This is a genomic window from Caulobacter sp. GW821-FHT09B11 (assembly GCF_059418205.1).
Window position 1 is genome coordinate 1 of the sequence record NZ_JBWKPK010000055.1, and the last position, 20,498, is coordinate 20,498.

9 protein-coding genes and 1 tRNA gene are annotated in these 20,498 nt (G+C 70.1%); 4 read left to right on the forward strand and 6 right to left on the reverse strand.

Annotation, left to right across the window (positions count from 1 at the left end; all coding sequences use genetic code 11):
• Positions 1-77 (forward strand) — tRNA-Met (locus AC07N1_RS24485).
• A gap of 96 nt (positions 78-173) precedes the next feature.
• Here AC07N1_RS24485 and AC07N1_RS24490 read toward each other — a convergent pair.
• The 6 genes from AC07N1_RS24490 to AC07N1_RS24515 form a co-directional block, all read right to left on the reverse strand.
• Positions 174-2,453, reverse strand: coding sequence for a tetratricopeptide repeat protein (locus AC07N1_RS24490; protein WP_494674161.1), 2,280 nt, complete (start codon positions 2,451-2,453; stop codon positions 174-176).
• A 289-nt stretch (positions 2,454-2,742) separates the two neighbouring features.
• Positions 2,743-4,767, reverse strand: coding sequence for an O-linked N-acetylglucosamine transferase, SPINDLY family protein (locus AC07N1_RS24495; RefSeq protein WP_494674162.1), 2,025 nt, complete (start codon positions 4,765-4,767; stop codon positions 2,743-2,745).
• Positions 4,768-4,780: 13 nt separating this feature from the next.
• Complete coding sequence (locus AC07N1_RS24500) at positions 4,781-11,449, reverse strand: ice nucleation protein (protein ID WP_494674163.1); 6,669 nt, start codon at positions 11,447-11,449, stop codon at positions 4,781-4,783.
• 361 nt (positions 11,450-11,810) lie between these two features.
• Positions 11,811-12,944, reverse strand: coding sequence for an N-acetylglucosamine-6-phosphate deacetylase (nagA, locus tag AC07N1_RS24505; RefSeq protein ID WP_494674164.1), 1,134 nt, complete (start codon positions 12,942-12,944; stop codon positions 11,811-11,813).
• Entirely contained in the window at positions 12,944-14,011 is a 1,068-nt protein-coding gene (locus AC07N1_RS24510) for an SIS domain-containing protein (RefSeq protein WP_494674165.1), read from the reverse strand. The genes nagA and AC07N1_RS24510 overlap by 1 nt, the downstream gene beginning before the upstream one ends.
• A gap of 25 nt (positions 14,012-14,036) precedes the next feature.
• Positions 14,037-14,783: a GntR family transcriptional regulator gene (locus AC07N1_RS24515; RefSeq protein WP_494674166.1), complete on the reverse strand. Its 747-nt coding sequence runs from the start codon at positions 14,781-14,783 to the stop codon at positions 14,037-14,039.
• Between the two features lie 272 nt (positions 14,784-15,055).
• Here AC07N1_RS24515 and AC07N1_RS24520 point away from each other — a divergent pair, with 272 nt between their 5' ends.
• The 3 genes from AC07N1_RS24520 to AC07N1_RS24530 form a co-directional block, all read left to right on the forward strand.
• Positions 15,056-17,725, forward strand: a complete 2,670-nt coding sequence (locus AC07N1_RS24520; protein ID WP_494674167.1) for a TonB-dependent receptor — start codon at positions 15,056-15,058, stop codon at positions 17,723-17,725.
• Between the two features lie 201 nt (positions 17,726-17,926).
• Positions 17,927-20,218, forward strand: coding sequence for a family 20 glycosylhydrolase (locus AC07N1_RS24525; RefSeq protein WP_494674168.1), 2,292 nt, complete (start codon positions 17,927-17,929; stop codon positions 20,216-20,218).
• Between the two features lie 29 nt (positions 20,219-20,247).
• Positions 20,248-20,498, forward strand: a 251-nt coding sequence (locus AC07N1_RS24530; protein ID WP_494674169.1) for a PTS sugar transporter subunit IIA, incomplete at its 3' end; no start/stop codon positions are given.

A 20,498-nucleotide genomic window follows, 5' to 3' on the forward strand; every position in this document is an offset into this window, starting at 1 on the left:
CGCGGGGTGGAGCAGCCCGGTAGCTCGTCAGGCTCATAACCTGAAGGTCACAGGTTCAAATCCTGTCCCCGCACCCAAACTCTTCGAATGGCCTCCGTTTTCGGGGGCCATTTGTCGTTTCGGCGTATCCCTCAAGAAAAGCCCCCGGTTCGTCGCCGGGGGCTTTCTGCGTTTCAGGACCCTGACAGTTCGCCCAGAGCCGCCGCCATGGCCTGGGCGACGCCGTCCCAGTCGCCGCGCTCGGCCTGGCGGAAGACCCGGACGCTGTCGTACCAGGGACTATCGCTGCGATCGGTCAGCCAGCGCCAGTCGCCGACGGCGTTGACGGCGATCCAGGTCGGCCGGCCCAGGGCGCCGGAAAGGTGGCCCACCGAGGTGTCGCAGGTCACCAGCAGGTCGAGATTGGCCAGGATCGCGGCGGTGTCGGCGAACGACCCGACCTCGTAGTCGAACCCAAGGCCATGGACGCGCATGCCGGCGGGCAGGGCGTCGAGCTGGTCCAGGCCATGGTCCTTCTGCAGGCTGACCAGGGACACGCCGGGAACGGCGGCCAGCGGCGCCAGGGCGCGCAAGGGGAAGGAGCGGCCGCGCTCGACGTCGGCGCGGGGGTTGCCCTGCCAGACGACGCCGACCTTGAGGCCCGGGATATCGGAGAGCCGCTCGGCCCAGGTCGCCGCCAGGGCCGGATCGGCCGCCAGATAGCCCTCGGCGCTCGGCAGGGTCTCCAGGGTGGTTTCAAGCCCGGCCGGCAGGCTGAACATCGGGCAGTGATAGTCGAAGGCCGGCGGGGCGTCGTGCGGGCCGAAGGCCTCGAACGGCCCTTCGAGCCCGGCCAGCAGCGGCAGCAGCGCCTCCTGCACCTGCAGCAGCACCCGCGCGCCGAGGGCGGCGACCTGGGGCACGAAGCGCAGGCATTGCAGGCTGTCGCCCAGGCCCTGCTCGGAATGGACCAGCAGGGTCTTGCCGGCCAGGGGCTGGCCGCTCCAGCGCGGCTGGGAAAAGTCGCGGGCGATCTTCTTCCTGGCGCGGATCAGGAGGCGGCTCTCGTGCTCGCGGAAGCCGCGGGCGTAGTCGCCGCGCTTGAGCAAGGCCAGGCCCAGCATCCAGCGGGCCTCGGGCAGCTCCTTCAGGGCCAGGGCCGCCTCGTAGCCGGCGATGGCGGCGTCGAGGTCGCCCATGTGCATGCTGGCGACGGCGACGCCGAACACGGCTTCGGGCGAATCCGGCTTGATGGCCAGGGCGGCGCGGAACGAGACCAGGGCGTCGGTGAAGCGGCTCTGCGACAGCCGCACCCCGCCCAGATTGACGTGCAGCTCGGAGAGGTTCGGGTCGACCTTGAGGCCGTCGAGCAGGGGCCGTGTCGCCTCGTCGGAGCGGCCCTCCTCGTGCAGCAGGCCGCCGAGATTGGCGTAGGCCACCGACAGGTCGGGCTTGAGGCGCACGGCCTGGACATAGGCGGCGATGGCGCCGTCGTGGTCGCCGGCGGCGCGGCGGGCCGCGCCCAGCTCCAGCTGCATCTCGCCGCCTGCCGCCCCCAGAGCCAGGGCGGCCTCGATGGCGGCCAGGGCGCCGGCCCCATCGTCCTGCATGCGGCGGGCGCGGGCCAGGATGCGGTTGAGGTCGGACGACCTGGGAAAGCGTTCCATGGCCGCGCGGACGCCGGTCTCGGCCTCGTCCAGCCGGTTCAGCTCCAGGCGCAGCTCGGCCAGCATGCCGTGCAGCTTCTCGTCCTGTGGTCGGGCGGCGACGGCGGCGGCGTAGGCGGCTTCGGCGTCGGGGCCGCGTCCCAGGCGGCGCAGCACCGCGCTGCGCGCGGCGTGGCCGTCGGCATGGGCGGGCGCGGCGGCGAGCAGGCGGTCATAGGCGGCCAGGGCGGTGTCGAGGTCGCTGAAGGCGGTCTCGAGATTGGCCAGGTTGAAGAGGGCGGCGGGAAAGCCGGGGCGGGCGGCCAGGGCCTGGTCGAACGCCGCGCGGGCCTCGTCCGGCCTGTCCAGCGCGCCCAGCACGACGCCCAGATTGGACAACAGGTCGGGGTTGCCGGGGCTGAGGGCGAGGGCGCGGGCGTAGGTTGCCTCGGCCTCGTCGAAGCGCTTGCCGGCCTTCTGGACGTTGCCGAGGTTCTGCAGGGCGGGGCCGCAGGCCGGGTCGAGCGCCAGGGCCTGGCGGCAGGCGTGCTCGGCCTCGGCGAGCTGGCCCTGCAGCCACAGGGCGTTGGCGAGGTTGGACCAGGCCGTGGCGGTGGGGCGCCGGGCCAGGGCGGCGCGGATCAGCTGGACGGAGCCGGCGAGATCCCCCTTCTGCTGGGCCACCACGCCCAGATAGTGGGCGGCGTCGTCGAGCTGCGGATCGGCGGCGAGGGCGGCGCGGTAGAGATGCTCGGCCTTGGCCAGGTCGCCGCCGCGATGGGCGGCCAGGCCGTCCTGGAGCAGGGCGGCGGGTTGGGGGCGGGGCATGGGCGGCGTCCGGCTGAGGCTATCGTCCGCGTTTTGGGCCGTGAGTTTTGCCTTGGGATTGCCGACGGGTGGCGTTTTGGAGGCGAGCTCCTTCCTCCACTCCCGTCATTCCCGCCCTTGTGGCGGGAAGCCCTCTGTCAGCCGCGAGGGCCGGAGGGGCGGATCGCCGGCGATCCGCTTGCGCTTCACATGCGAGCGGAACCAGGGGTTCCCGCCACAAGGGCGGGAATGACGGGAGGTTGGGAGGTTGGAGGTTGAGAAGGCTGGGAGGTTGGGCGGTCGGAAGCGGCTAGGCCGGCTCCGGCGACGACTTGGAGCCGCCGTCCCACAGGCGGTTGTCGGCAGGGATCGGGCGGTGGGCGTGGCGGCGGGCGAGGCGCTCGCGCCACCAGCCGCGATGGTCCTCGACGGCGAGCATGTCGAAGGCGTCGTGGGTCTGGGCCGCGCCGATCTCCAGATAGGCGTCGAGGTTGGCGAGGTCGGGAACGGGCAGGGCGCCGTCGCGCAGGTCGCGCCACATGCCGGCGTAGAGGTCTTCCAGAGCGCAGACGAGGCCGGGGGTGTCGAACAGCACGCTGTCGTCGCGCAGCTCCAGGATCCGGGCCTTCAGCCGCGCCAGGCGATCGGCGTCGAGGCCCAGCTCGACGGCGGCGTCGACGAAGGCGTCGGGCGTGTCGCAGACCAGTTCGGGCAGGCCCGCCGCGCGCAAGAGGCTGCCGCAGACGCGGGCGGCGAAGCTGCGGCCGGCCAGGGTGACGATCGGCACGCCCATCCACAGGGCGTCCGACGCCGTGGTGTGGGCGCCATAGGGCAGGGCGTCGAGGAACACGTCGGCCAGGACGTAGCGGGCCAGGTGCTCGGGATTGGCCATCTTGTCGGCGAAGACCAGCCGCTCGGGCGACAGGCCGCGCTCGGCCGCCTTGGCCCGCAGGCGCTCGTGCGACTCCTCCGAGCCGCTGAGCAGCCAGAGCACCGAGTTCGGCACGCGCTCCAGCACCGCGAACCAGCGGTCGAGGGTGAAGGGGGTGATCTTCTGCATGCCGTTGAAGCTGCAATAGACGACGGCGTCGTCGGGCAGGCCGGCCTCGCGCCGCGTGGGCGGGAAGGGCGAGACGCGGCGTTTGCGGTCGTTGGGCTGGTAGCAGGGCAGCCGCAGGACCTTTTCCGAATAGAACACCTCGTCGCCGGGCGGGATGATGAAGTCGTCGGCCACGATGTAGTGGTGGTAGGGGCTGCCGGTCGTGCCGGGGAAGCCCAGCCAGTTGACGATCACCGGCGCGGGCCGCATCGCCAGCAGCCGGGTGCGGCCGTCGCGGGTGTAGCCGTTGACGTCGACCAGGATCTGGATGCCGTCCTGGGCGATGCGGCGGGCGGCCGTGGCGTCGTCCATGCGGTTGATCGTCACCCAATGGTCGACGTCGGCCATGATCCGCTTCTGCAACGGGTCAGTCAGTTCGGGGCCGCAGTAATAGGCGAAGACCTCGACCTTGGACCGGTCATGCAGGCCGTAGATCTCGGCGGTCAGGTGGCCGATGGCGTGGTGGCGCAGGTCCGACGACAGGTAGCCGATGCGCAGGGGCTGGTCGTCGCCGCGCGAGAGGGCGACCGACAGGTCCATCAGCTCGGAAGGCGCGCCGACGTCGAGGCGGTTGTAGTTCCAGGCCGCCGCCAGCTGGGTCATCGGGTCGTCGGCGTAGGCGGCCAGAGACAGCGGCGACATGCCGGTCATCAGGGCCTGGGCGTCCATCCGCTCCCAAGGGTCGACGATCGGCCACTCGACCTGGCGCTGGCGCAGGGCCAGCAGGTGCTGGATCGCCTCGCGCTGGCGCGGGTCGAGATCCAGGCTCTGGCGCAGCATGGCCTCGGCGGGCTGGTCCTGGCCCACGCCTTCCAGCACCCGGGCGGTCTGGTTGAGGGCCGTGGTCTTGTGGGCGATCGACTGGCCGTTGACGCTCGCCAGCTTGTCGGTGGCGGCGGTCCATTGCAGCACGGCCAGGTTGGCCGCGCCCATCCGCTCATAGACCCGGCCCAGGTTGATGTAGGTCGGGATGAAGTCGGGATTGACCACCACGGCCCGCTCCAGCTGCGAGCGGGCGCCGGCCAGGTCGCCGCTGTCGGTCAGCACGACGGCGAAGTTGAACAACACCGCATAGAGCAGGGGATTGTCGCCGTTGGCGGCGATCCAGGCCTGGTAGATCGCCACGGCCGCGGCGGGGCCGCGCTCGCGGCGCGTGGTCTCGGCGACATTGATCAGCTCGACGACGCTCAAGGAGACGATCGGGGGCGCAACGGCGGGGGCGGCGGAATCCGGCATCGGGATGGGGGCTCTAGTATTGGGCGGCGGTCACGGCCGCGCGCTGGGCGGCGCTGAGGGCGGCCAGCTGGGTCGTGGTCACGTATGAAAGCTGCTCGGCGTTCAGCGCGCCGATCTGGCTGGTCGTGAGGCCGGCCAGGAAGGTCGTGCCGAGGCCCGCGATCTGGGTCGTCGTGAGGCCCGAGATCTGGGTGTAGGTCAGGGCCGCCATGTCGACAGCCGACAGGTTGTCGAGCTGCACCGTCGTCAGGGCCGCGACCTGGGTCGAGGTCAGGGCGGCGAACTGGGCGGCGCTGAGCGCCTGGAGTTCGGTCACCGCCAGGTTCGAGATCTGGGTCGTGCTCAGCGAGGCCAGCTGGGTGGTGGTCAGGGCGGCGACCTGGGTCGTGGTCAGGGCGCGCAGCTGCATGCGCACCAGGGCGCCCAGCTGGGTGGTGCTGAGGGCGGCGATGGCCGTGGTGGTCAGCTCGCCGATGTCGGTCACCGTCAGGGCGCCGATCTGGGTCGTGGTCAGGCCCGCCAGCTGGGTGATGGTGAGGGCGGCGATCTGGGTCTCGGTGAAGCCGGTGACGGCCGTCGCCGACAGGGCGCTGATCTGGGTCGAGCTGAGAGCCGAGACCTGGGTGGTGGTCAGCCGCGCCACCTCGTCGGCGGTCAGGCCCGAGACGCCGGTCAGCGACAGGGCGGCGATCTGGCTGGTGGTCAGGGATTCCAGGTGCGCGGCGGTCAGGGCCTGAACGCCGGTGGCCGACAGGCCACTGAACTGGGTGGTGGTCAGCTCGGCGATCTGTTCGGACGACATGGCGTCGATCTGGCCGGCGCTAAGGGCGCCCATCTGGGTGGCGGTCAGGCCGTCGATCTGGGTGGTGCTGAGCGAGGCGACCTGTGTGGCGGCCAGGGCGGCGACGGCGCTGGTCGACAGGGCCGAGACCTGGGTCGAGGACAGGTCGTCGATCTGCGTCACGCTCAGCGACGAGGCTCCGGCGGCGCCGAGGCCCGCCAGTTGGGTGGTGGTCAGCGACGCCAGCTGGGCGGCGGTCAGCGAGGCGACGTCCTCGCCCTCCATGGCCGAGACCTGGGTGGCGGTCAGGCCCGACAGCTGGGTGGTCGACAGCGCCGCGACCTGGGCCGTGGTCAGGGCCGCGACCTCGCTGGTCGACAGGGCGTGGACCAGGGTGCTGGTCAGGCCCGCCAGCTGGGTGGTGGTCAGGGCGGCGACCTGGTCGCCCGTCAGGCCGGCGATCGCCGTCGTGCTCAGCGCCGCCAGCTGGGTCGAGGTCAGGGCCCCGATCTGGGTGGTGGCGAGGGCGGCGACCTCGGTGCTGGTCAGGCCCGCCATCTGGGTGGTGGTCAGAGACGCGACCTCGGTGGTCGTCAGTCCGACCAGCGCATCGGGATTGAGCGCGGCGATCTGGGTCGCCGACAGCCGCCGCAGCTGGGTGGTGGTCAGGGCGCTGAGCTGGCTGGAGGTGAGGCCCGACAGCGCCGTGGTCGTCAGCGACGAGACCTGGGTGGTGGTCAGGGCCCCGAGCTGCGCCGCCGAGAAGGCCGCCATCTCGGTCTTGGTCAGGCCCGACAGCTGGGTGGCGGTCAGGGCCGCGACGCCGGTGGTGGTGAGGCCGGCGATCTGGCCGGTGGTCAGGGCCCCGATCTGGGTCGAGGTGAGGCCGCGCATCTGGGTGGTGGTGAGCGCGGCGATCTCGGTGGTCGTCAGGGCGCTGATCAGGGTGGTCGACAGGCCCGAGATCTGGGTCGAGCTGAGCGCCGTCAGCTGGGTGGAGGTCAGGGCCGCCAGCTGGGTCGAGGACAGGCCGCTGAGCCCCGTGGCCGTCAGGGCCGAGACCTGGGCCGCGGTCAGGGCGCCGATCTGGTCGACCGACAGGCCGGCGATCTCGGTCGAGGTCAGGGCCGCGACCTGGGTGGTCGACAGGGCGGCGATGTCGGCCGTGCTGAAGGCCGACAGCTGGGTGGTGGTCAGGGACGCGATCTGGGTCATCGACAGGCCCGCGATCTGGGTCGTGGTCAGGGCGGCGATCTGCTCGGTCGTCAGGGCGCCGATCTCGGTGGTGGTGAGGCCGGCGATCTGGGTCGAGGTCAGGGCCGCCAGCTGGCTGCTCGAAAGCGCGCCTAGCTGGTCGTCGCTGAGGCCGGTCAGCGCCGTCGCCGTCAGGGCCGAGATCTGGGTGGTGGTGAAGGCGGCGATCTGGGTGGTCGTGAGCGAGGCGATCTCGGTCGCCGTCAGCCCCTTCACCTGGGTGGTGGTGAGCGTCGAGATGTCGGTCGTGCTGAGGCCGGCCAGGGCCTCGGGATCGAGCGCCGCGATCTGGGTCGAGGTCAGGCGGTGCAGCTGGGTGGTCGACAATGCCTCCACCTGGCCGGAGGTCAGGCCCGAGATCGCCGTCGTCGTCAGGGCGGCCACCTGGGTCGAGGTCAGGGCCTCGATCTGGCCGGTGGTCAGGGCCTCGACCTCGGTGCTGGTCAGGCCCAGCAGCTGGGTGGTGCTCATGGCCGCCAGGCCGGTCGTGGTGATGGCGGCGATCTCGCTGGTGGTCAGGGCCCCGACTTGGGCCGAGGTCAGGCCGCGCAGCTGGGTGGTGGTCAGCGAGGCGATCTCGGTGGTCGTCAGGCCGGCGATCGCCGTGGTCGACAGGGCCGAGATCTGGGTCGAGTTGAAGGCCGCCAGCTGCGTGGCGGTCAGGTTCGCCGCCTGGTTGGCCGTCAGGGCGCCCAGCTGCGTCGTCGTCAGCGCGCCCATCTGGCCGGTGGTCAGGGCCGCCAGTTGGGTCGTCGTCAGGGCCGCCAGCTGCGTGGCGGTCAGGGCCTGGAGCTGGGTGGTGGTCAGGGCCGTCATCTCGGTGACCGTCAGGCCGCCGATCTGGGTGGTGGTCAGGGCCGCGACCTGCGTGGCCGTCAGGGTCGTCAGCTGGGTGGTGGTCAGCGAGGCGATCTGCGCGGCCGACAGACCGGCGATGCCGGTGGTGGAGAGGGCGCTGAGCTGGGTCGAGTTCAGCGCCGACAGCTGCTCGCCCGACAGCGACTCGATCTCGGTGACCGTCAGGGCGGCCAGCTGCGTGGTGTTGAGCGCCGCGAACTGGGTGGTGCTGAGGGCGGCCAGCTGGGTTGTGGCCAGGTTGGCGATCTCGGTCGCCGTCAGGCCGGCCAGCTGCGTCGTGGTCAGCGCGCCGATCTGGCTGGTGGTCAGGCCCGCCAGGGCGTCGGTCGACAGCGCCCCGATCTGGGTCGAGGTGAGGCCCGAAAGCTGGGTGGTGGTCAGGGCCGCGGCCTGGTCTTCCGTAAGGCCGGCCAGGGCCGTGGCGGTCAGCACCGACAGCTGGGTCGAGGTCAGGGCCGCGATCTGGGTACCGGTGTCCAGCGACTCGATCTGGGTGGCGGTCAGGCCCTTGATCTGGGTGGTGGTCAGCGACTGCAGGTCGGTAGCGTCGAGGCCGCCGATCTCGTCGGTGGTCAGGGCCGAGATCTGGGTGGTCGTCAGCCCGGCCAGCTGGGTCGTCGTCAGCGAGGCCATCTGGTCTTCGCTGAGCCCGGCGACGGCCGTGGCCGTCAGGGCGCCGATCTGGGTCGAGCTGAGGCTGGCCAGCTGGCCGGTGGTCAGGGCCTCCAGCTGCGTGGCCTTCAGTCCCTTGAGCTGGGTGGTGGTGAGGGCGGCCAGTTCGGTGGTCGTCAGGCCGGCCACGGCGTCGGCGCTGATCGCCCCGATCTGGGTCGAGGTCAGGGTCGCGACCTCGGTGGTCGTCAGTCCCGCCACCTGGTCGTCCGTCAGCGCGCCCATCTGGGTGGTGGTTAGGCCCTTGACCTGGGTGGTGGTGAGGCTGGCCAGCTGGGTGACGTCGAGCGCGGCGATCTCGGTCGCCGTCAGGGCGCCGATCTGGGTCGAGGTGAGACCCGCGATCTGGGTCGTGGTCAGGGCGTCGATCTGGGTCTCGGTGAAGCCCGTGATCGCCGTCGTGGTCAGCGCCTTCAGCTGGGTGGAGGTCATCGCCGCCAGCTGGGTCGTGGTCAGGGCGGCGACCTCGGTCCTGGTCAGGCCCGCCACCTGCGTGGTCGCCAGGGCGCCGATCTCGGTCGTGGTCAGGGCCCGGACCTGATCGGTGGTCAGCGCCCCGATCTGGGTGGCCGTCAGGCCCGCCAACTGGGTGGTCGAGAGCGCCGCGATCTCGGCGCTGGTCAATCCCTGGACGGCCGAGGTGGTCAGGGCCGCCAACTGGGTCGAGGTCAGGGCCTTGACCTGGGTGGTGGTCAGGGCCGCGACCTCGGTCGAGGTCAGCCCCGCGATCGCCGTCGTCGTCAGGGCGGCCAGCTGGGTGGTGGTCAGCGAAGCCGCCTGCTCGGTCGACAGGTTGGCGATCTGGGTCGCGGTCAGGCCGGCCAGCTGGGTCGCGGTCAGGCTGGCGATGGCCGTGGTCGACAGGCTGTCCAGCTGGGTGGTGGTGAGGCCCCGCAGCTGGGTCGAGGTCATGGCCGACAGCTGGGTGCTGGTCAGGGCCGAGACCTGCTCCTCGGTCAGGCCCGAAATGCCGGTCGAGGACAGGGCCGCGAACTGGGTGGTGCTGAGCGCCGCCAGCTGGGTTCCGCTGAGGGCGGCGATCTCGGTGGTGGTCAGCCCGGCCAGCTGGGTGGTCGTCAGGCTGGCCATCTGGGTGGCGCTCAGCGCCTCGATCTGGGTCGTCGACAGCTTGCCGATGTCGGTCGAGGTCAGGCCGCGCAGCTGGGTGGCGCTGAGGCTGGTGATCTGGGTGGCGGTCAGGCCGGCCAGGGCCGCGGTCGACAGCGCCCCGATCTGGGTCGAGTTCAGCGCGGCCAGCTGGGTCGTGGTCATGGCCGCGACCTGGTCGCTCGTCAGGCCGCCCAGCGCCGTGGCCGTCAAGGCCGCCGTCTGGGTCGAGGTCAGGGCCGAAAGCTGGGTGTCGGCGTCGAGCGCCGCCGCGGCCGTGGCGGTCAGGCCCTTGACCTGGTTGGCGCTCAGCGAGGCCAGCACCGTCGCCGTCAGGGCGCCGACCTCGGTGCTGGTCAGGGCCGCGATCTGGGTCGAGGTGAGGCCGGCCGCCTGGGTGGTGGTCAGGGCGGCGATCTGGTCCTCGGTGAGGGCCGCCGTCGCCGTGGTGCTGAGCGCCCCCAGCTGCTTGGACGTCAGGCTCGACACCTGCTCGACGCTCAGGGCCGCGGCCTCGCTCTTGGTCAGGCCCTTCAGCTGGGTGGTGGTGAAGGCGGCGATGACGGTGGTGGTCAGGTCGTCGATCTCGTCGACGCTGATGGCCGCGATCTGGGTGTAGGTGAGGGCGGCCCGCTGCGAGGTCGTCAGGCCGTTGATCTCGGTCGCCGACAGGGCGCCGACCTGGGTGGTGGTCAGCACCGCCACCTGCACCGCCGTCAGGCCCGACAGCTGGGTCTCGCTCAGGCCCGAGATCTCGGTGGTGCTGAGGCCCTTGATCTGTGTGACCGTCAGGGCCCCGATCTGGGTCGAGCTGAGGGCGGCGAACTGGGTCCCGTTCAGCGCCTGCAGCGAGGTGGTCGTCAGGCCGCGGATCTGGGTGGTGGTCAGCGACTGCAGCTGCTCGACGCTCAGGGCCTCGATCTGGGTGGTCTTCAGCGCCGCCAGCTCGGTCGAGGTGAAGCCGCGCAGCTGGGTGGTGGTCAGGGCCGAGATGAAGTCTTCGGACAGGCCCTTGACCTGGGTGGTGGTCAGGTTGCCCAGCTGCGTGGCCGTCAGGGCCGAGGCCTGCTCCGAGGTCAGGCCCGACAGGGCCGTGGCCGTCAGGCCCTTGATCTGGGTCTTCGACAGCTCGTCGATCTGGGTGACGCTGAGGGCGGCGATCTGCTCGGCGTCGAGGGCGGCGATCTCGGTGACCGTCATCCCGTCCATCTGGGTGATGGTCAGGGCCGCGACCTCGGTGGTGGTCAGGGCGTCGATCTGGGTGGTGGTCAGGGCCCCGACCTGGGTCGAGCTGAGGGCGTTCAGCTGCTCGATGCTGAGGGCGACGATCTCGGTCACCGTCAGGCCGCGGATCTGCTTGGTGCTGAGCACGGCGATCTGGGTGGGGCTCAGCACCGCCAGCTGCTCGGTCGACAGGGCGCCCAGTTCGGTCGCGGTCAGGCCCTTGACCTGGGTCGTCGTCAGGCTCGCGATCGCGGTGGTGGTCAGGGCGCCGACCTGGGTGGTGGTCATCGCCCCGAGCTGGGCCGAGGTCAGGCCCGCCAGCTGGGTGGTGGTCAGCGCCGACAACTGCTCGGTCGTCAGGCCCTTGATCTGGGTGACCGTCAGGGCCGACAGCTGGGTCGGCGACAGCACCGCGAACTGGGCGCTGGTCAGCTCGCCGATCTCGGTGGCGGTGAAGCCCTTGATCTGCTGGGTGGTGAGGGCGGCGATCTCGTCTACGCCGAAGGCCTCGATCTGGTCGTCGATCAGCACCGACAGCTGCGAGGCGCTGAACGACATCTGCCCGACCGTCAGGGCCGAGATCTGGGTCGTGGTGAGCGCCGCGACCTGCTTGGTCGACAGATAGGTGATCTGGGTCGACGAGAGTGCCTGGATCTCTTCGACCGTGAAGGCCTGGATCTGGTCGGTCGACAGCGCCGCGATGTCGGTCTTGGTGAGCGCCGAGACCGCGGTGGTGGTCAGCGCCGAGATCTGGGCGACGCTCAGGGAGGAGACGTAGGAGCTCACGGCCGGCGGCCTTGCCAGGCGTCGAACCTCGACCGTGTCGCGGTGGTGGTCTCCAGACCCAAAAGCCCCAGCTTCCAAGAACGACCGCGACGGCGGCCAGCCTATGTGCTTGCGCACATGCTGGTGATTTCATGGGCGGGGTTTTGCTGGGCGACGTCGGCGGCGACACAAATCGCAACCTCTCGCGATACAAAGGCGCGCGGTGGTGGATAAGCGGGGTGGCTTGGCCTGGCCCGGAACCCCTCCCCGTAAAATCCCCGCGAAAGCGGGGACCCAGGTGTTTTATCGTCGAGCGCCGTGGGCGGCAGAAAAAAGCCTGGGTCCCCGCTTTCGCGGGGATTTTACGGAGGGGAGAGGTCTCTTACCGCCCGTCGATCCAGGTGCGCAGGACGTTGCGCTCGCCGTCGAGCAGCACGAGGTCGGCGGCCTGGCCCGGGGCGATCGAGCCGCGCGTGGCCGACAGGCCCAGGAACGCGGCCGGAGCGGCGGCGGCCATCATCACCGCGTCTTCCAGGCCAAGGCCCAGCATGTCCACGGCGTTGCGGACGGCGCCGATCATGTCGAGATCGGAGCCGGCCAGGGTGCCGCCGGGGCCGACGCAGACGCCGTCCTCGACGGTGATCGGCTGGCCTTGCAGCACGAAGCGCTTGTCGGCCATTCCCACGGTGGGCATGGCGTCGGTGACCAGCATGAAGCGGTCCAGCGGCCGGGTGCGCAGGGCGATGCGCAGCGTGGCCGGGTCGACATGGCGGCCGTCGACGATGATGCCGCACCAGGCCGACTGGCTCTCAAGCGCCGCGCCGACCGCGCCGGGGGCGCGGCTGGTCAGGGGCGACATGGCGTTGAAGAGGTGGGTGAAGCCGGTCAGGCCCGCTTCGAGCGCGGCGCGGACGGTCTCGTAGCGGGCGTTGGTGTGGCCGGCGGCCACGACCACGCCGGCCTGCGCAAGGCGGGCGACCATGTCCGGGGTGGTGGTCTCGGGGGCCAGGGTCACCAAGGTCCGGCCGCGCTTGAGCGACGACAGCAGGGCGATGGCGTCTTCGTCGAGGACGCGGAACTTGCCCGCGTCATGGATGCCCTTGCGCTGGGCGTTGAGGAACGGCCCCTCGATGTGCACGCCCAACACGCCGGGCACGCCCTTTTCGATCGCCTGCTCGGTGGCCCGCATGGCCGCGTCGACGACATGCAGGTCGTCGCTGATCAGGGTCGGCAGGAAGCCGGTCGTGCCGAACGGCCGGTGGGCCGCGCCGATGGCGGCGATGGTCTCCACGGTGGGCGCGTCGTTGAAGAGGACGCCCCCGCCACCATTGACCTGGGTGTCGATGAAGCCGGGAACCAGCAGGCCGCCGGAGAGGTCTTCCACGACGGCGTCGGCCGGGACGTCGGCGCGGTCGATGAGGCCGGCGATGACGCCGTTACGCACCAGCAGGGCCTGGCCGGCGACGACGCCGGCCGGCGTCAGGATCTCGGCATTCAAGAGCGCGGTGACGGGCATCAGACGGTCTGGGTCACCTTGTTGAGGTGGGGCGGGCTGTCGGGATCGTAGCCGCGCGCCACCGACAGGCCGGCGGCCATGCGGTAGAAGCTCTGCACCAGCAGGATCGGCTCCAGCAGCGGATGGCCCGACGCGGAAGGCAGCGTCGTCGCGCCCGAAACCTCGCCGCCGGCCAGCAGCACGGTCGCGCCGCGCTCGGCCAGGCCTTGGGCCATCTTCAGCGTGCTGTCGTAGGTCTCGTCCTGCTGGGCGAGCACCAGGGCCGGGAAGCCGTCCTTCACCAGGGCCATCGGCCCGTGCAGCACCTCGGCGGCGCTGAAGGCCTCGGCGTGCAGGCCGCAGGTCTCCTTGAACTTCAGGGCCGCCTCCTGGGCGATCCCGAAGCCGACGCCGCGGCCCAGGACGTAGAGGTTGGTCGCGCCCGACAGCGCCGCGATGCCGGCGCTCCAGTCCTGCTCCCAGGCCGCCGCCAGGCCTTGCGGCAGGGCGGTCAGGGCGGTGGTCAGGTCCTCGTCGCCCGTCCAGGCCGCGACCAGCTGGGCGATGGCTGTCAGGGCGGCGATGTAGGATTTCGTCGCCGCCACGCTCAGTTCCGGCCCGGCGTGCAGCGGCAGCACCGCATCGGCCAGTTGGGCCAGCGGCGAGCTCTCGTCATTGACCAGGGCCACGGTGAACGCGCCGCCCTGCTTGGCCGCCTCGACCGCCGCCAGCAGGTCCGGGCTCTTCCCCGACTGCGAGATGGCCAGGTACAGCACCCCCTCCAGGTCCTGGGGGGCGGCGTAGACCGACGACACCGACAGCGCCGCCGACGAGGTCAGCACCCCGGCCCGGGTCTCGATCAGGTACTTGGCGAAGGTCGCCGCATGGTCGCTGGACCCCCGCGCGCAGGTGACCACGGCCCGAGGCGGCGCCGCCCTCAGCCGCTCGGCGATCACTGCCGCCGCCTCCGCATTGGCCGCCAGCTGCCGGGCGACCACGCCCGAGGCCTCGCCGGCCTCCTGGAACATGCGCGTGGCTTCGGCGGTCAGGGCCTGTGCTTCGGGTCGGGTCAAGACGGTCGCCTCCAAGACGCTTCTTCCTTCGGGCCGTGGATCAGGACAGGGCGTTGAGTTCGGCCACGAAGTCGTAGGCGTCGCCGCGGTAGTAGGACTGGGTCACTTCTACCGCCCGGCCGTCCTTGAGAAAGCCGCGCCGCTCGATCAGCAGGCCCGCGTCCTTGGCCGGCACGTCCAGCAGGTCGGCCTGCTCGGCGGCGAACAGGATGGCCCGCAGCCTTTGCAGGGCGCGCACCGGCCGGTGGCCGGTCTTCTCCAGCGCCTCGTACAGCGAGGTGCCGACGATGTCGGTGGAGGGCAGGGCGAAGGCGGCGATGGTGGTGTATTCCACGGCCATCGGCGAGCCGTCGGCGTAGCGGATCCGGGCGAAGCGATAGACCGGCGTGCCGGGCGACAGGCCGAGAGTCAGCGACTCCTCGGGCGTCACCTGGCCTTCGCTGCGGCTGATCCATTCGCTGTGCGGCACGCGACCGCGCGAGATCATGTCCTCGGTGAACGACGACAGCGCCGAGAAGCTCTTTTCCACCCGCGAGGCCACGAAGGTGCCCGCGCCCTGGCGGCGGGTGAGCAGCCCTTCGCTGACCAGGCCGTCCAGCGCCTTGCGCACGGTGATCCGCGAGATGCTGAATTCTTCGGCAAGGTCGCGTTCGGCCGGCAGGGCGTCGTCGGGCGACAGGATCTTCTTCTGGATGGCTTCGCGCAGAGCCCGCTGCAGCTGCTTGTAGAGCGGCGCGTGGTCCTGCCCGTTGCCGTCCAGGCCCCCGATCTTTTCGGAAAACAGCATCAGGTCCCCACCAGCGTCAGGCTTGCATCTACCGCGATTTGCGCACCCCGGCGGCGCACGCAACAGTTCATGACCATTTTCATACCAATTATCTCATGGTCTGCAATTGGTTCTTTTTAGGTATTGTCATCAGCAAAAATTTCGTCACAGTCACACTCCGAGGTCTGAGAAGTACCGCTCTTTGCGGCTTTGCCGCGAGAAATTGGTATCGGATTGGGCTTGGGGTTCGGCTCCGGGTCCAAAGACCCGGCACAATGGGGAGAAGCCGAGTTATGAAGAGCATCCACAAGGCGGTCCTGACCGCTTCCGCCAGCCTGCTGGCCGTATTGGTCGCCGCGCCCGCGATGGCGCAGGAGACCTCGACCTCCGTAGAGGAGGTCGTCGTCACCGGCATTCGCGCATCGCTGCAGCAATCCATTCAATCCAAGCGTAACGCCGACGCCATCGTCGACGTGGTCACCGCCGAAGACGTCGGCAAGTTTCCGAGTTCGAACGTCGCCGAAGCCCTGACGATCGTTCCGGGCGTCACCGTCGACCGGGCTTTCGGCCAGGGCGAAAAGGTCTCGATCCTGGGCACCGACCCGGCCCTGAACCGCACTCTGCTGAACGGCCAGACGGTCGCGTCGGCCGACTGGTTCATCCTCGACTCTCCGGGCCGCACCTTCAACTACGCGCTGCTGGCGCCGCAGATCGTCGGCAAGGTCGAGGTCTTCAAGTCGCCCGAGCCGCGCATCGACGAAGGCAGCATCGGCGGCACGGTGATCGTCAACACCCGCAAGCCGCTGGACCTCAAGGCGAACATGATCGCCGGCGCGTTGAGCTATCTCTACAACGATCGCTCCAAGAAGGGCGATGTCCAGGGCTCGCTGCTCTACAGCTGGAAGAACGAGGCCCGCACCTTCGGCGCGGCCTTCTCGGTCCAGCGCGCCGTCGACACCCTGCGTCGCGACGGCGTCGAGACCTACGGCACCATGGCGGCCAGCCAGTGGGCCGGCGGCAATCCCGACAACCCGGTCGACAGCCGCACCCGCGGCTGCACCGGCTCGTGCGCCACGACCCTGACCAACAACCTCACCGCCCGCAGCCCGAACGCCTTCGGCACCTCGTACTTCGAGCAGCAGCGCAAGCGCACCACCTACACCACCAGCCTTGAATACCGTCCCAACGACAACCTGTGGGCCGAGTTCAACTGGCTGAAGATCAAGGCCGACTACGACAACACCAACCAGTCGATGTACGCCTTCCAGGGCAACACCTGGAACAGCCTGGGCCAGCTGACCGACCTGACCGTCAACAACGGCGTCGTCACCAAGGCCTCGTTCAACAACGCCCTCAGCGTGCTGGACGTGCAGTACCGCGAAGCCGAGCTGAACTCCGACACCTACCACCTCAAGGGCGGCTGGAAGGACGACCGCTGGGACGTCAGCGGCGAGATCGGCCAGTCCAAGGCCGACGGCGGCACCAAGAAGCAGGTGTTCCTCGAGTTCCTGAACTGGGCCAACTACACCGTCGACATCAGCGGCGCGCCGGGCAGCCCGGGCAGCCTGACCTACACCACCAACGTGCTGGGCAATCCGTCGGCCTTCGCCACCGATCCGGGCTGGAGCGGCAACCTGGTCAGCAAGCCCACCTCGGATGAGGAACGCTACGTCCAGATCGACGGCGGCTGGAACTTCGACGGCGTGATCAAGCGGGTGCAGTTGGGCTGGAAGTATCGCCAGCACGAGACCGGCCAGCAGTACGCCGGCATCGCCATCACCGGCGTCTCGGCCCCGGCCTCGCTGTTCAACACCAGCACCGTGCCGGGCAACTACCTGAAGGGCTTCGACGGCGTCAGCAGCCAGATGAAGACCCGCTTCCGCATCGACGGCTCGTCGATGGTCGACTACGTCGAGAGCGGCAAGTGGCTGGCGGCCGGGGCGACCATGCCCAAGCCGTCGATCTTCGCCGCCGCCGAGTTCACGGCCGGCAACTGGAACATCCAGGAAGACATCAACGCCCTCTACGCCCAGGCCGACTTCAAGGCCGACAACGTGCGAGGCAACTTCGGCGTCCGCTACGTCAAGACCGACACCGACAGCGCCGGCTATGTCTGCAAGCCCGGCGCGGCCTGCAACGGCGCCGCCGACTGGGTGTGGCAGACCACGTCGAAGAGCTACGACAACGTCCTGCCCAGCGTGAACATCATCGTCGACGCCCGCGAGGACCTGGTCCTGCGCTTCGCGGCCGCCCAGGTGATCGCCCGCCCGAACTACGCCGACATGACCAACTACTTCTGGCTGTCGGACACCGTGCTGACGGGCGGCGGCGGCAATCCGAACCTGCAGCCCTACAAGTCGAGCAACGTCAACGCCTCGGCCGAGTGGTACTTCCAGCCCCAGGCCATCCTGTCGCTGGAGGTGTTCTACAAGGACATCAGCAACTACATCCAGCAGCAGACCGCGCCGGAGCAGTACTTCAACCAGTCGCAAGGCCGGGTGACGACCTACAACATCAGCCGCCCGTACAACGCCGGGGCGGCCGAGGTGAAGGGTTTCGCGCTCGCCTACCAGCAGAACTACGCCTACGGCTTCGGCCTGCTGGCCAACTACACTTACGCCGACGGCCAGGGTCAGAGCGGTGCGGACCTGCCGTACAACTCCAAGCACCAGATCAACGTCAGTCCGTTCTACGAGAACGGTCCGTTCTCGGCGCGGGTGACCTACAACTGGCGCTCGAAGTACTTCACCGGCGTGGACCGCGGCGACAACATGTACGTCCGCGCCTACAAGGGCCTGGACGCCACGGCCGGCTACGCTGTCACCCAGAACGTGCAGCTGTCGGTCTCGGCGCAGAACCTGCTGGACAGCGAATACTACGCCTACGCCAACACCACGGCCCTGCCGCGCGGCGTCTACCGCACGGGCCGCAAGCTGCAGGCGACGGTCAACGTCACCTTCTAGGCGACTGGAAACGGGGACGCGTTTTAGACCGCGCGTCCCCGCAACCGCTGATTTGCATCCAGCGCGGCTTGGTTCAGGATCCCTTCATGAGCCCGGCCGCGCCATTCCCCCTCCTGACTGCAAGCAGCGAGCTGGGGCGGGTCGGTCTAGCGCCGCCCGCCTCCTTTTTTGCGCCCGCTTGCCGGTGAGAGCGTCCCGCCCATGATCAAAGTTCTGCTGGCCTCCGCTGCGGCCATGGCCTTCGCCGTTCCCGCCTTCGCGGCCGAACAGCTGACCCTGACGCCCGCGCCCGCCAAGGCGCAAGCCGCCGACGGGGTCTTCCGCCTGAGCGCCGCCACTCGCATCCATGTCGCCAAGGGCGATGTCGAGGCGCGCGGCGTGGCGGTGCAACTGGCCGACCTGCTGCATCGGGCTCGAGGCCTGCGTCCCGTCGTGGTCGAGGGCGCGCCGGCGGCCGGCGAGGCGGCCATCTCCCTGGTGCGCGGCGGACCGGACGGCGAAGGCTACGCCCTCGATGTCGCGCCCGGCGGGGTGAAGATCACGGCGCTGAAGCGCGCGGGCCTGTTCTACGGCGCGGTCAGCCTGTGGCAGCTGGCGGTGCAGGATGAAAGCAAAGGCGCGGTCGACGTGCCCGCCGCCCATGTGGAGGACGCCCCGCGCTTCGCCTGGCGCGGCTTCATGCTCGACAGCGCCCGCCACTTCCAGTCGGTCGAGACGATCCGCACGATCATCGACGGTATGGCGGCCCACAAGCTCAACACCCTGCACTGGCACCTGGTCGACGACCAAGGCTGGCGGCTGGAGATCAAGAAGTATCCGAAGCTGACGCAGGTCTCGGCCTGGCGCCGGCCGGCCGGGGCGGCGGGGCGCGATCCCAAGACCGGCAAGCCGGTGCGCTACGGCGGCTTCTACACCCAGGACCAGGTGCGCGAGCTGGTGGCCTACGCCGCCGCGCGCAACATCACCATCGTTCCCGAGATCGAGATGCCGGGCCACGCCCTGGCGCCGATCGTGGCCTATCCGCAGCTGGGCCTGACGCCCAACCCGCCGGCCCTGGCCCGCCATGACTGGGGGATCTTCCCCTATCTCTACAATGTCGAGGACGGCACGTTCGGGTTCCTCAACGACGTGCTCGACGAGGTGATGGACCTCTTCCCGTCGCAATATATCCACGTCGGCGGCGACGAGGCGGTGAAGGACCAGTGGAAGGCCAGCCCGGTCATCCAGGCCAAGATCAAGGAACTGGGCGTCAAGGACGAGCACGGCCTGCAGAGCTGGTTCATCCAGCGGGTCGAAAAGCACATCAACGGTCGCGGCCGCCGGCTGATCGGCTGGGACGAGATCCTCGAAGGCGGTCTGGCCCCCAACGCCACGGTGATGTCGTGGCGCGGGATCGACGGCGCCATCGCCGCCGCCAGCCAGGGCCACGACACGGTGCTGTCGCCCGAACCGACCCTCTATTTCGACCGCCGGCAAAGCACGTCTTTGGACGAGCCGCCGGGCCGGATCACCGTCAGCAGCCTCAAGGACGTCTACCAGTTCGACGCCGCGCCCGACGCCCTGACGCCCGACCAGCGCAGGCACGTCCTGGGCGTCCAGGCCAATCTCTGGACCGAGCATGTGCGCACCTACGAGCGGGCGCAGGTGATGGCCTTCCCCCGCCTGGTCGCCCTGGCCGAGACGGCCTGGACCCAGGAAGAGCGCCGCGACTGGGACGGCTTCACCGAGCGCCTGCCGGCCGAGATGGCGCGGCTGAAGGCGCTGGGCGTGGCGGCCGACACCGCGCCGTTCGAGCCGCAGGCGACCTTGCGTCCGGGGCAGGGCGGGGCGATCGCGGCCAGCCTGGCCAGCGGCCTGTCGATCGGCCAGGTGCGCTACACCACCGACGGCTCGGAGCCCTCGGCCGCCTCGCCGGTCTATGGCGAGACGCTGTCGCTGAAGGCGGGGACGACGCTGAAGGCGCGCAGCTTCCTGGGCGAGGCCCCGCTGGGCCGCACCCGTGGCTGGGCGGCGACCGAGCTGGCGGCCAACACCCGCGAGAGCCGGCAGCTGGAACTGTGCGGCGCGGCCATTCCGCTGGCCTTCGAGGACGACGCCCCGATCAACGGCAAGGACGGTCCGCGCGCCATCTTCGCCATCGACCTGATGAACCCGTGCTGGATCTGGAAGGGCGCGGACCTCTCCAAGGGGCTGAAGCTGACCGCCCGGGTCGGCCAGGCGGCCTGGAACTTCCAGATCGGCGCGGCCAAGGACCAGATCGTGGTCCGCAAGCCGGCCACGCCCGACGGCGAGCTGGAGGTGCGGCTGGGCTGCAAGGGCGAACGCATCGCCGCCATCCCGCTGGGCAAGGCCGGGCGCGGTCCGGGCCTGGGCACGGTCAGCGGCGTGCTGCCGGCCCGCGAGGGCGTGCACGACCTGTGCCTGACCTTCACGGCCAGGAGCCTGGATCCGATGCCGGCCCTTGACCGCGTCACCCTGACGGCCGGCCAGTAGTCCTTCCGCTTTCCAAGAGAGTTCCGCCGATGTCCACCCTGGTGCTTGGATCGCCCGTCGCGGGCTGGGCGGGGCCGTTGGACGAGGTTCCGGACGCGGTGTTCGCGCAGCGGATGCTGGGGGACGGGGTGGCGATCGATCCGGTGGGGTCGGTGCTGGTTTGCCCTTGCGACGGCGTGGTTGTGAGCGTGCATCGCTCGGGCCATGCGGTGACGATCCGGGCGGTGAACGGCGCGGAAATCCTGATGCATGTGGGGCTGGAGACGGTGGCGCTGGGCGG